This is a genomic window from Reichenbachiella versicolor, from assembly GCF_003171675.1.
Lineage (GTDB): Bacteria > Bacteroidota > Bacteroidia > Cytophagales > Cyclobacteriaceae > Reichenbachiella > Reichenbachiella versicolor.
On sequence record NZ_QFZQ01000005.1, the window covers coordinates 449,719 to 463,296 of the forward strand.

The following is a 13,578-nucleotide window of genomic DNA, read 5'->3' on the forward strand; positions in this document are numbered from 1 at the left end:
AAATCTCCTAATTGCTTTTTTCCAAGAATTACTTATTTCAGAGATAACGCGTTGATTATAAATTGAGTAATAATATAATAAACAATGTTTAACAGGAAGTACATCACTGAGCCGAAGCTTTCTTCGTTCATTTGTACAACCACCAAAACACTTATAATTATGATTTACCCAGCACTAACTTCGCAAATAGCAAAGCATGTAAACCGCAGAATTGCTCAAAAAACAGATACTGAAAATTCGTTCACGCACTTTGCGATTGACCCTCGAAACGAGACCTATCGTAAAGATGCCTTGAAAGAAATAAAAAAGGCGCTCAGAACTTCTATGGAGTTTTAATCTTCTGAAAGTACGATGATTTCATCTTCATCAGTGAGATCAATCATCTCAGATTTCTTAGGGTTGACTACAACACCATATTGAGCCTCAGCATCCTTGCTTTTTGCTAGGATGCGATACCCTATAGCTACTTGATGTTTTTGAGCAGCAGATTCTAGTACTGTATAAAAATTAACTGGTTCGTCAGTCTTTACATACTCCTTGGCAGGCTTGATATAGATCTCCGAACCATCTGCATCAAATAGATCTTCAAATACTCTCATCAGGTACTTATTCTCTGACACCTGAGTCATCAATAAACTCAACAACTTATCACTTACAATAAAGTCATCGGCACTGGTGATGTCTGCCAACTGACGGTTTTTCATATCTATCATCTCACTCACGAGATTCAAGTGTTTGTCAGTCTTCTCGGCGATACTTCTAATGTGAAGTAGTGTAATCAATGTTTGGGCATCTGCTTCTTGAACTGGATAGTTTTGTTCATAGCATAGAAGCATAATGTAATCGTAAGAAGGAATATTCAACTCCTCCAATGTTTCGCGTTCTGTTGTTTCAGCTCTTTGAAACTCAACGGTTAAATTTTTCAGCTTAGATTTCAGCTTCTGAATGGCCACTATTGGATCCTCAAACTTAGACACTACCGTCAATGTCGATCCATTAGGTGCGTATTCATCTAGCTCGCGAATGATATTTTTGGCTCTATCATTCCAACCGATAATTAATATTCTTTCTTCATGTGGGTCAGGTTCGTTGGCCGTAGCCAACTTATCTACTTCTATTCGATAATCAGGCAGCCTCGATGGAATCAAAGTATCATCATCCTCAGTGATACCTATCACTTGATCCCCGTGATTGAAAACTGTTTCCATAGGCGGGTTAATTGCTACAGTTCCATCAGCAAACTGTAAGCCCATGATGGCAGAGTCTTCATAGGCAAAGATTACATCTCTAAATGTCTTACCTACCAATGATTCTTCCTCTGTGAAGTAAATTTCATCCCCTCCATAGTCCATCAACTCTATATAGACTACACTCAGACCACTTTGTCTACTTGTCTGAACCATGATTCTGGAGATAAAGTCATCCGATAAGATCAACTCTACTTCATCCTTACCAACCATTTTGGCTACTTCAAAGTTCTTGCTATCCTGAATCTCAGCAGTGATATGATATGGCTCTGGTCGCAATTCCTCTCGTGCTGGGTTAGTAACGATTGCTACTATAGTCTTTATGATTTGAGAATCCGAATTCTCATTATCCTTGTCAAGAATAATTATTGATTTTGAATCAAATGGATTGGCTATATAAATATCATCAATATCAATAGGATCACCAGTACGGCAAATTACTCTGGTATTTTTAGTATCTCCTACTTTGAGACGTATCTCGTCTTCCATTTCAATCTTATCCTTATCGGCAAGAATAACAATGGTACCATAGGTTTGATTTTCATTGGCTATGACTAGCTCTGGAATGATGGTAAATATTTTGGAAGACCAACCGAGGATCAATACGTGGTCTTTTTCTATCACAAAAGATCGTCCTTTTCTTAGCTCCTGCATTTTCACAAGGATACCATTGGACACCAAACCGATCAAAGTAGAGATAATCACAAGACCGATTACTGTTGTCACCATCATGAACAGTCTGAAAGGCCAGTTTTCATCATGATTACCTAATACTCCAGGATCGAGTACGTGTGTGAGGTTGACCCAAACAGAATCTGGGAAACCAAACTCCCCTTCCGAATTGGGGTGAAGATCTAATAGTAAAAGAAGACCTCCAAAAAGACTAATCACTACTACGGAGAATATTAATAGACCGTAGATCATGGCGGCAGTACCCTTCGAGACGTAGTTATCGAACTTATATTTTATTACTGCTGCTAAAGAAACGGGTTTTCTCATTGACAAGGATGGTCGCGTTTGATATAATTTATCTCTCCATTGTGCACATTACCACCAGTGTGAAATGCACATCGTCCTAGACCTGAACTCGGCAAAAATAGTCCAATATTGGAAAATAAAGGAAAATCTTAAAATTATATAGACCAGCTTCGCGATTAGTTTTTTAGTAAGGATGGCATATGGTTTGTAGATTTGATCCGCATGAATAAAAAAAACGCTTTCAAGCATCTTCTGTTAGGCATCGTTCTATCCTGTACGTTTTGCTCTAATGCCCTGTCTCAGAGGGCAGAAGAATACTACTCTCTCAAAATGTACAACAAAGAGTTTCATGTGGAAGGAAAGTCTTATGAAGGCGCTAGTACTGCATTACTTCACCCGTACAAGAATGTAAGAAAAGCTTGGTGGAGATATATTAAGTCTAAAGCGTACCTGACCAACCATATTTCTCACTATGTATTAAAGGTCCCGTCAAAATCTGCTGAAGAAGAACCTACTTATTTGATCAATACCATTCATCAAAGTGATAATCAAACCATCATTCGAATAGCCTATAGAGATGCTGATGATGTCGATAATGAGAGCTTAAAAAATCTACTTCGAGAGTTCAAAACACAATACTTCAGTACCTTATTAGAAACACAAATCATCAAACAGGAAAAGGTTTCTAAAAAACTCGGGAATGAGATGGATAGTTATCAGACTTCTAGAAAAATTGCGTCATTGGACAGTATTGAAATAAAAAAACAAATCAACGCATTCGAATATCAAATACATCAATCTGACTTGAGGTTAGACTCATTGAAAAGTTTATTAGGTAAGATTAAGTGATTTGTGATCGGTCGGAGGTGTTGTATTATGAATAGTCAGATACTCACCTTGTGACCAAAAAGTCACTTCTTTGCTTCAATAATACACCTACTTTCTATCATAATAGACTTCTATACTTTCATAATTAACGGAGCGTATCCAATAATATACTTCTCGTCAACAACAATATAAATCTTAATTACCATAATATATTCCTTAAGTATCATAACAGACTTTCTTGATATCATAATTCAATTACTGAAATCCATAATGTAATTCTCAACTTCTATACGTCAAGTCCCATTCGTCAAAGTCTACAACTTCTGTTTGATACATTAAAAAAACGAGTCAATCATTTAAACAAAACCGTTAGGATTAAATAGTTTCGAGTCAAATAAATTAATTGAAACTTAACATATTATTAAATGCAAAGAAATTTTAACCTCGCCAGTGATGAGCTTCTTCAATATGGAATGACTGTAATAGGTCACCTTGAAGCTAATCTAATTGACTTCACGACTATGGACGCAGATTTAAATGATGAGAAAGTCAATAATCTGAAGTCCCTAATTGACACTGCCTTAAGAGAAGGTGGAGATGACATGAACAAAGCTGAACTTGGTCAACGTACCGAAAAGCTTCTATCGGAAATGAATATCTCACGCCAACTTTTTAATCAACTCAGGTATTGGATTGTTAAAACTTACCCAAATAGTAAAGCGATTCAAAGACAGTTTGGGATAGGTAGGTATCACAAGGTCACAAAAAGTCAAGCTGGTATGATTAGTTTCCTATTCGAGTTATCTGAAACTATCAGCCAGTACCGTACTACGTTGGAAGCTTCTGGTACTCCGAGCACTTTACTTGATACTATAACAGAACAAGCAGAAGTACTTAAATCTGCTCAAACTGATCAAGAGACTTATAAAGGACAACGATCTGTGGAAACAGTTGAGCGTATAAAACGGCTAAATAGTATCTACGGAATCTTAAGGGAATTCAATGCGGCAGCTGAGTTCGTCTATTTTGATAGTCCTGAACTGCGAGAGCACTATCGTACTCCTACAGGCGGTTCATCAGTAGAAGAAGAAGTAGATATAGAGGTTTAAAGTCTCTATCATTGGAATAAAAGGAATGAGAGGCTGTCTTAAATAGTCAGTCTCTTTTTTTTGTATATGATAAGAAGATTGTCTGACTGGAAATGTTATATCTCTTCTTAAATCAGTAAAAACCCTCTCATCGATGCAAGGGCCTTAAACTATTCCTTTTTGATAAGATCTGTACAGTACATCGTCGGTGGTAACGGGTTCTTGTCCGTCCAAGCCATGCTAGTACGTTTCTTAAACAAAAAAGGCAGCCCATTTATTTAAGCTGCCTTTTTTGTTTAAGTTCTCTTGACTTAAAATCTATACGAATATCCAATGTCAAATCTTGTACCTGGACTGTATTTAGAAAATACTCTATCCTCTCCATTGAATTTGTACAACATCTCTTTTTGATCATCTAGTATATTTTTAACCGATACACTTAAACTTGATCTTTCATCCTGTCCCAAAGACTTAGATACTTTTAAGTTCAAGCTTTTAAAAGGCATACTATATACCGATGGCGCACTTGACACACCAATGATAGCAATATTTTCACCTTGTACATTGTAAGCGACATTAGCACTAAGACCTGTACTAGGCATATCATAATTCATGAAGATATTTAAAGCATATGGAGACTGACCTGTCATAGTTCTGTATCTATCCACTCCTTCTTCAGTCTCTAAAAAGTTCACTTCTGCATCATATTCTGTTATTGGAGTACCATCTCTTTCAAAATCAACAACAACTGTTTTTCTATCTACTTCTGACCTTACTATAGAAAGATTCATACCTACTGAAAAGTTTTCAAGGGAAGAAGTAAAACTTCCTAACCCTTTTCTAACCTCAAACTCAGCTCCCATCACGTTAGCAGATCCTACATTGCGGGGAGTAACCTGCTCTGGTCTCAAAGGTGAAGCAGCTAATGCAATATGATTAGTAAAATCCTTATAGAAAACAGAGACAGACACCATTTCTGAGGGTGTAAAGTAATATTCCCATCTCAAATCATAGTTTAGAATCTCTGCCATTTCTACATCAAGATTTCCAGAAAATATTTGAAGATTCAAAGGGTCATCAATAAATGCTGCAGATTTCTCTTTAAAAGATGGGCGCGCCAATGTTTTATTAAAAGAGCCACGAATATTCATATCCTCAGTCACACTATATACTAATCCTACCGAAGGAAGAAAACTTAAATCATCAAGTGTCTTCTCTTTATCAAAAGTCTCTGTAGAACCAGTTTCAGAATCTCTATAATCACCAGAGTAATACATATCCGTTTTCTCTAATCTAACTCCATAAATAGCTCTGAATTTTTCTGTAAACTTCCAATCATTCATGACATATCCCGCAGTGACCAATTGGGTTCCTTCATACTCGTTGAAATCATTGTTATTATCAGAAATACGAAGGCCATTTATATTGTCTTCAGAGATAAGATTTTCTTCTTTTAGCAGGTCATTTGCATCATTTGTCTCTGGCTTATAAAGTTCTTCTGGTTGGTAATTGTATTGAGCAATATCAAAAGTCCTTCCCCTCCAAGCGGCTTGCCCTCCAACTTTAAGCTTATTGCCTTCTGCCACCTCATAAGTCAAATCTAATTTGAATGTTTCACTTGTTTCATCTAAATACCTCCAGAACCTATTGATTCCTCCACCATTCTTAAAATCCAGCTGATCATCTTCGGTGTTAATTTTAGTATCCCTATAATCCAAGTCATGAATTTTAGAAAACAATAATGAATTAGACCAATCTATTTGTAAATCACCTACTCTATGCTTTCCAGAAAGAATAGCATTACTCATTGAGCGTTGGGTATAGGTTAAAATATCATTGTAAAATCTTCCAGGATTATTTAGAGACGATCTCGAAATTGTTCTTTCAACGGCGTTTTTTGTTCCGTTTTGAGTATGGAGGAAAGTACCTGAAATCGTGTGATTGTCAGTTTTCATTGCTATCGAACCTAGACCACTCCAAAGTGTATTCACTTTACCAACAGAGCCAACACTTGTATAATCTCTGGCTATCTCAGGTGTTTCATCTGTAATATCAATTAAGAATTGATTTCTCTCATAGTCATCATAAAATGTACTTGTAACCTTGTAGTTTAATATAACATTATATCCGAGTGTCCAATTTTCTCCAGGTTTTTGATTTCTATGAGCAACCGAAAAGCCATAGTTCATGAAGCTTGTTTGCTTACTAGCTCCCAACGTCGGGTCGAATTCCCTAGTTAATGATGATAATGTTTCAATTTTTTCAGAAGAGCCTGGTTGATTAGGAATATCAGCGTTTTGACTAATAGTCAATTCTCTTTGACCATTATCAAACCCAACCCAATCGGTTGAAGAACTATTATAACTAACGTTATCGCTATTAAAATGCATTGATGGGTTATATCCTAAACTCAATGAAATACTAGTCTCTTCTTCATCAGGGAAAGATTTAGTTTGAACATCCAATAACCCTCCTGCAAAGTCACCATTTAAATCAGGACTAAAGGTCTTATAAACCATTACGTTCTCTAATATAGCAGTTGGAAAGATATCCATTTGAACATCATTTCGATCAGGATCTAAACCTGGAACCACCATACCATTCAAAGTAGTCTTGGTATATCTATCACCTAAACCTCTAACGTATACGTATTTACCTCCTTGAACCGTAACTCCCGTCACCCTCTTCATTGCTCCAGACAAATTACTATCTCCAATTTTCTTAAAAGCTTGAGAAGAAAGTCCGTCTACAGTATTAGCTGATTTTTTCTGCACAGAAAGAAGAGCCACATCATTATCTCTAATCTGTTCCGCAGTTACGACTACTGCCTCCAATTGAGCTACATTCTCTTCTAATGTTACATCTATACTAGATACTTCGCCTTCCTTCACAACTACACCCTGAATGGTCTGTGTAGTATATGACACGAACGAAATAGAAATGTCATGAGTCCCTACCGGTAATGTCAAAGAAAATTTACCATCAAAATCGGTAATGGCTCCCTGAGAAGTACCTGTCTTAGTTACAGTTGCTCCGAAAAGTCCTTCACCAGTAGCTCCATCAATAATTGTCCCTCTCACGAATCCAGTTTGTGCCATTGCCATTAGAGACATGCAAACTATAACCCCACTTAGAAATATTTTTTTCATCTGCATTTAAAATTTGCGCAAAGAAGAAGGTAATCAAGGATTTAAATCACAACAGAGCATTTAAGAATAGTTTAAATATTGCCTTATTCTGACAGGTTCTTTAACACTTGATTAACAATATTCATTAATGTATAAAGGCGATAAAAACACAAAAGATAGCTATCTCTTCTATTTTAGACTTAATTGCATTATACCGATCTTAACATTGAGGAAACAAAAAAGCCTCGGTAATTACCGAGGCTTAAATTTTTACTCAAAGGTTAACTTCGAAGTTTCTTATTTTAAAAGAGAGCTAGTCTCAGTCCAATCTCCTATAAACGAATCATCCGCTCCCGTAGCTGTTGCAGATACTAATTCAGCATCAACTTCAGTTTGAATAGCATCCACTGCATCAAGAACCTCCTGAGTAGGAGTGAAGTTCTCGTCTTCATCTACCATAGAAGGAAAATCATCTTGGTCAGCGTATACTGAAGATGATGCAAACATAGTACTAGTAAAAACCAATGTCTCATCGATTACATTTTTAGCACCGTCCTCTTTGTGAGTTGTAGGATCCTCTTCAGCGAAAGAAGCTCTTAGCTTGATTTTACCTCCATCAAACAAAAGATTAGATACAGTACCAGTAGCTTTTGATTTAAAATCAGCAGTAAGAGAAGCATCAGAAGATGCTGTCTTAGCAATAGAAGCAGTACCGTTCATTAAATTAAAGCTTCCTTCCAAATCATCCTCTCTACCATCGATTTCAAGAGCCTCATCAGAGTTCTCATCTACATATACCACATAGTTTTTAACAGTTCCAGTATAAGACTGATCGATATCTATAGCGTCATCTCCAACAGAAGTAACTACAAGATTAGTAACGTTTACAGATCCACCGAAAAACTCAACTCCATCATCTGAGTTACCTACAACTTCGATATTTTCGATTACTGTTTTGTTACCAACACCTCCTAAAGTCAAACCGTTAATCTCAGAACCTTCAGCTATTTCAGCTCCACCGTATCTGATAGAAACGTACTTAAGGATACCTGAATTATCCGCAGCGTTGTCTCCACCATAAAGACCATTTTGATCATTTGCATCTACACCTTCGATTTGCGCAGTAGCTCCACCAGTCTTAGGGCTAATAGGAGCTTTACCTAGAATTACAACTCCTCCCCATAGGCCTTTAGCACCAGCAGCAATTCCTGAGCTAACAGTCTCACCTGGCTCAATTTCATCTTCTGTAGTAGTGAAAATGATAGGTTCATCAGCAGTACCTTGAGCGTCGATATAACCTCCTTGAGCTACCATTAAAACAGCAGCTTGAGCACCAGAAAGGTCAGCATCTCCTTTAATAATTGTACCTGGTTCAATGGTTAATTTAACTCCGTCAAGAACTGTAACTCTTTGCTTAAGAACATAAACTTTTCCTGATTCCCAAGTTACATCTTCAGAAATATTAGCTGTAATTTCAGTTTCAGAACCTTCTCCTCCACCGTTATTTGAACCATTGTTATCTTCGTCATCGTCACAAGAAACGATAGTTGCCATAGCTAGAACAGCGAACAACAACTGTAGTAAATAATGTTTTTTCATCTTTCTATTGTGTTTTGAAATTCAATATTGTTCCGCAAAACTGCCAGTCACTTATTAACATCGATGAACTGAAGGATTAACTTTATGTTAAAGAAAGATGATATCGTATTATGCAAATATTACGATCAAAAAAGGGAGTGCCAGTTACCTGACACTCCCTTCTCTAATAAAACAATGATTCTTTGATCTATCTATTGATATTAACCTTATTAAGAATAGTGTTAACAATATCATGAGTGGTAACACCATCAGCTTCTGCCTCATAGTTGAGTATAATTCTATGATTTAGTACATCTGCTGCGATTTCTTTAATGTCCTCTGGTAATACGAAGTCTCTACCATCTAAGAATGCCACAGCCTTTGCTGCTAAATTCATATTAATAGATGCACGAGGAGATGCTCCAAATTGGATATAATGTGCTTCTTCTTTCAACCCGTACTCTGCAGGCTGACGTGTCGCAAAAATTAACTCTATTATATATTTCTCTAGTGACTCGGATAGATTCACCTCATTGATTTCTTTCCTAATTGCGAAAACATCTTCTTTAGTTAAGATTGTTTTCACTTCATTATCAAATGACATATTTGACATCCTGCGCATGATCTCAAGTTCATCTTCCTTAGTCGGATAATCGATATGAATCTTCATCATGAATCTATCAACTTGTGCTTCAGGTAGCGGATAGGTTCCCTCTTGATCAACTGGGTTTTGTGTTGCTAATACCAAGAATGGCTTATCAAGCTTATAAGTTTCTTCACCTATTGTCACTTGCTTCTCTTGCATTGCCTCAAGTAATGCAGACTGAACCTTTGCTGGAGATCTATTAATCTCATCTGCAAGTATTAGGTTTGAGAATACTGGCCCTTTTTTCACTTCAAAGTTTGAAGCTTTCTGATTGTAAATCATAGTACCAATCAAATCAGCAGGTAATAAGTCAGGCGTAAACTGAATTCTCTTAAAATCTAAATGAAGAACGTTCGCTAGAGTATTTACTGTTAATGTTTTTGCTAGTCCAGGTACGCCTTCTAATAAGATATGTCCTTGTGTAAACAGACCAATCATCAATCTATTGACCATATAACTCTGCCCTACTACAACTTTTCCTACTTCAGTATATACTTCTTTGACTTTTGCTTGATGTTCTTTTTTTAAATCCGTGTTTACCGTTGCTTCCATATTGTGATATGATTTATACCAAAAACAAAACTACGAGAAGTTCCCGTAGTTTTGTTTTGTTCGTTTTTTAATAGGTGTTAAAAAATGTTAAGCCTAAGCTGTAATGACTTTACTTTCATTAAAACTTCAAATTATTAACTATTGATGTGCTTCTTTCAAAAGGTCATTTACAGTCTTTACTGGATTGAAGGTTGAAATTGGCACTTCTATAAAGAAAGTAATCCAATCTGCCATTGCGCCATTCCATAATCCTGGCAACTCCATAGCTTTTAAATCATTACCATTCTTTGACTTTTCACTGATAAAACCTGTTGTATCATCTCTGTATTTCAAAAGATCAAATGAGTTTCCTTCGAAATCTTTAGTAGCACATACCAAATCTACCGGATTAAAATGGGTGGAGTTCTTTAGCATATCAGCTTTCAGAGAATCTCCCATATCTATTTGGGCTGTTTCAGCTATTTGCAATGTAAAGGAACCATCCTTCTCTTTAATCCAAAACGGCCCTCCTCCAGGTTCTCCAGTATTCTTGACCATTCCACAAACCCTAATTGGTTTATTTAACTTGGATTTTAAAGCTTCAACTTTCTCAACCTTGGTCAATTTCTCAAACCCAACAGACATTTCTATAAAGTACTTCTGTTTTAATCTAAGCGCTACGGTATCTGGGTCAGAGATTTCATTTTTCAATATTCCATGAATCTCTTCTTGACAGTCTATTAATAAGGAAGCCAAAGCCTTCTTGTAGTTAATTGTATCACCCTTAAGATCATCGGTAACGACATTATCAATATTCTTAATGAAAATAATATCTGCATCTAGGTCATTAAGATTCTCCAACAATGCACCATGACCTGCTGGCCTGAAAAGAATAGATCCATCTGGCTCTCTAAAAGGTTCATTCTTATCATCAACAGCAATAGTATCAGTAGATGACTTTTGCTGAGAAAAAGTCACACTATAAGAAACCCCATATGTTTTTTCATATTGAGTTTTTACTTGGCTAAACAATAATTCAAACTTTGGTTGATGTTCGGGTGAAACTGTAAAATGCAAGTTTACTTGCCCAGTTTCGTTCTTTGCATAAAGTGCCCCTTCTACTAGATGTTCTTCAAAAGGAGTTCTTGAGTTTTCATCATACTTATGAAATGAGAGCAAAGCTTTTGGTAAACTTCCATAGCCAAGACCTTCTTCTGATAGAAGCTTATCAGCTATGACGTCATATTTTCCTTTAGTAATTTGCGACTCGATACTACTCCCGTTGTTTCCAAACTTTCCTTTTAGCTCTTTGTAAAAAGCGAATTTCTTCAAACCTTCTACAAAGGTAGATGCTGATTTGTTTGAAGTTAAATCTGGATTATCAACGTAAGCAAATAAATCCTTAAACATTCTCGTTGCGGCACCAGAAGCTGGCACAAACTTCAAAATAGATTTTCCAGCTATTTTCTGTTCATAATTAGCCTTAAGAATATCAATCTGCTCGGAGGGAAGCTGAATAATTCCATCGCCTATAGTAGCAGCTTTTTGAATATCTAAAAAAGGAAACCCTGTTTTGAAATTTTCAATTTGTTTTTCTATATCGCCGAGCGAACTACCTCGGTCAGCAATCTGTTTATGGTCTGAATCATTAAACATGCAATTAATTATTTTTATTAGTTAAGTAGTTTATTTTCAATATCAGCCCTCAACAGGGTATTTAGAACAAGCAATTTCATAAGCATCTTCATAATTGGAAACTAAATTCTTCCAATCAAACTCCTCCGAAAGATCCTCTGATTTATTGCGCATATTAATTCTTTCTTTTCTTGTTGTTTTAACGAACTCCAAAAGCTTTTCGCATAATTGTTCAGCAGATGAATGAAAGTCCTTACCTTCTCGTTCAATCATATACAAACCATGCCTCTCATCTCCATTTTTCAAATCCTTTGCATAATTACCGAATCCAGATAAATCAGAAGTAACTGCTGCTACTCCACGAGCCAAACACTCTACAGGAGTATACCCCCAAGGTTCGTAGTAACTAGGGAACACTCCCAAATGACAACCTCTTACAAACTGGCTATAATCCATGCCGAATAATGGAGATGTGGATGAAATAAAATCAGGGTGATAAACAATTTTCACTTTATCGTGAGCATAGTTAAGCAAGTTGGCACTTCGAACAAACCCTAAAATAGGATCGGCTCCATCATTTTCTAAATTATGAGTAACTACACTTGGGAGCTTGTGTGTCTTCCAAGACTGAATAGTCCTTCTATATCTTAATTTCCAATAGTCATCTACCATAGTGGACAAATCAGGAAGTCTATGATCTGAATTAGTCGCAGCATCAGTAAAAAGTCGCTCTTTTACCTGCTTCAATATTTCATCACAATTATCCTCGATCTCTTCCATCACAGCTCTTGTATTCAACACTTCTGGATTGATACTGTGAAAAGGTTGCTTTGTAACGAAAAACATGACAACAGTCATATCAATCCCTTCCTCGTGCATCCTATGATTGAGTCTAGCTAAAGCCTCCAACGTCAGGTCATATCCTTTATTCTTGTATTCAAACCTTCCAGATGTAAAGAAGTATAGTGTCTTACCTAAATCAAATGAGTAAGACTGAAAGAAATGCCCCATCACAAAGTGATTTATCTTTTCTTTATACTGATGGTGTCTATTTTGTACTTCGTGCAATACAGAAAATCTTTCAATATTCAACCCATTCGGTAAAATAGTTTCCGGATTTCGCCCCAATAGATGAACACACTCTTTAGCCGTCACTTCACTGACCGTACTCAAAACGTTGGCACCATGTGCACAGGCACGTTCTAATTTTGCTATTGCCTCTACATTGAAGTTTTTAGCTTCATCTTCCCAATTCAGAAAGGGTAAATGATCATAGAACTGTGGGTCATTCATCGCTAAGTATCTACCCAATAACGTTGCGTGTGTGGTAAAGACTGTATTGACTGGTATCTGCTCTCGACCAAGATCAGGAATACAAGTACCTGCCATCCACTCATGGAAATGAGAAATAAACTCAAAATCATTATCATGACACACCCTAGCATATCTTGAAATAAACTCCTTTACCATATAGCCAAAAGCCAGCACTTGATCCATCAAAGGATCATGGTTTTTAAAATCTATAAAATGGTTTTGCCAGTAGAAGTACTTTATATCTCCTAGTAATGGAAAGACACTATATGGGTTAAACAAAACTGTTTGTGGGCGACCAGAAACGAGCCATCTTCCATACTGAACATCCCAACCTAGTTCTTCACGCATTTCTCTGGCTACTTGGGAAATACTGTTTTCAACATTAGACTTTGGTTCGAAGTCTGAAACTACATTAGGATTAATGTTGGGACCGAGCAATACATAATCATCTCCCCATCGTCTTACCATCTCTGGTACTTTAGATCTAATAACGGTATAAATACCTCCTACTTGATTACATACTTCCCATGCGACCTCTGCTAGGACTCTGTTTTTAGTACTGAATTTCTTACCCTTCTTTCGGTTCATTGGTTTTGTTTGAAGTT

General features: G+C 36.6%; 8 protein-coding genes. 2 read left to right on the forward strand and 6 right to left on the reverse strand.

Going from position 1 to position 13,578, the window contains the following annotated elements; all coding sequences use genetic code 11:
- Positions 1–332: 332 nt before the first annotated feature.
- A complete protein-coding gene (locus tag DKG80_RS12415) occupies positions 333–2,246 on the reverse strand; it encodes a CASTOR/POLLUX-related putative ion channel (RefSeq protein WP_109831663.1) in 1,914 nt (637 codons plus the stop codon).
- Positions 2,247–2,447: 201 nt separating this feature from the next.
- On the opposite strand from DKG80_RS12415, the gene DKG80_RS12420 reads away from it, so the two are divergent.
- Positions 2,448–3,074 (forward strand): hypothetical protein, encoded by a 627-nt coding sequence (locus DKG80_RS12420; protein WP_109831664.1) that lies wholly within the window; start codon positions 2,448–2,450, stop codon positions 3,072–3,074.
- A 404-nt stretch (positions 3,075–3,478) separates the two neighbouring features.
- Positions 3,479–4,162 carry a hypothetical protein gene (locus DKG80_RS12425; RefSeq protein ID WP_109831665.1) on the forward strand — a complete coding sequence of 228 codons (684 nt, stop codon included), beginning with the start codon at positions 3,479–3,481 and terminating at the stop codon, positions 4,160–4,162.
- Between the two features lie 290 nt (positions 4,163–4,452).
- On the opposite strand, the gene DKG80_RS12430 is transcribed toward DKG80_RS12425, so the two are convergent.
- The 5 genes from DKG80_RS12430 to DKG80_RS12450 form a co-directional block, all read right to left on the reverse strand.
- Positions 4,453–7,290: a TonB-dependent receptor domain-containing protein gene (locus DKG80_RS12430; protein WP_162555856.1), complete on the reverse strand. Its 2,838-nt coding sequence runs from the start codon at positions 7,288–7,290 to the stop codon at positions 4,453–4,455.
- 276 nt (positions 7,291–7,566) lie between these two features.
- Positions 7,567–8,868 carry a right-handed parallel beta-helix repeat-containing protein gene (locus DKG80_RS12435; protein WP_109831667.1) on the reverse strand — a complete coding sequence of 434 codons (1,302 nt, stop codon included), beginning with the start codon at positions 8,866–8,868 and terminating at the stop codon, positions 7,567–7,569.
- Between the two features lie 187 nt (positions 8,869–9,055).
- A complete protein-coding gene (locus DKG80_RS12440) occupies positions 9,056–10,045 on the reverse strand; it encodes an AAA family ATPase (RefSeq protein ID WP_109831668.1) in 990 nt (329 codons plus the stop codon).
- Positions 10,046–10,183: 138 nt separating this feature from the next.
- Entirely contained in the window at positions 10,184–11,680 is a 1,497-nt protein-coding gene (locus DKG80_RS12445) for a DUF4301 family protein (protein WP_109831669.1), read from the reverse strand.
- Between the two features lie 42 nt (positions 11,681–11,722).
- Complete coding sequence (locus DKG80_RS12450; RefSeq protein WP_109831670.1) at positions 11,723–13,561, reverse strand: glycosyltransferase; 1,839 nt, start codon at positions 13,559–13,561, stop codon at positions 11,723–11,725.
- Positions 13,562–13,578 lie beyond the last annotated feature (17 nt).

Coding starts and splice junctions, on each gene's coding strand:
- DKG80_RS12415 (WP_109831663.1), bottom strand. CDS start 2,246: ATGAGAAAACCCGTTTCTTTAGCAGCAGTAATAAAATATAAGTTCGAT.
- DKG80_RS12420 (WP_109831664.1), top strand. CDS start 2,448: ATGAATAAAAAAAACGCTTTCAAGCATCTTCTGTTAGGCATCGTTCTA.
- DKG80_RS12425 (WP_109831665.1), top strand. CDS start 3,479: ATGCAAAGAAATTTTAACCTCGCCAGTGATGAGCTTCTTCAATATGGA.
- DKG80_RS12430 (WP_162555856.1), bottom strand. CDS start 7,290: ATGAAAAAAATATTTCTAAGTGGGGTTATAGTTTGCATGTCTCTAATG.
- DKG80_RS12435 (WP_109831667.1), bottom strand. CDS start 8,868: ATGAAAAAACATTATTTACTACAGTTGTTGTTCGCTGTTCTAGCTATG.
- DKG80_RS12440 (WP_109831668.1), bottom strand. CDS start 10,045: ATGGAAGCAACGGTAAACACGGATTTAAAAAAAGAACATCAAGCAAAA.
- DKG80_RS12445 (WP_109831669.1), bottom strand. CDS start 11,680: ATGTTTAATGATTCAGACCATAAACAGATTGCTGACCGAGGTAGTTCG.
- DKG80_RS12450 (WP_109831670.1), bottom strand. CDS start 13,561: ATGAACCGAAAGAAGGGTAAGAAATTCAGTACTAAAAACAGAGTCCTA.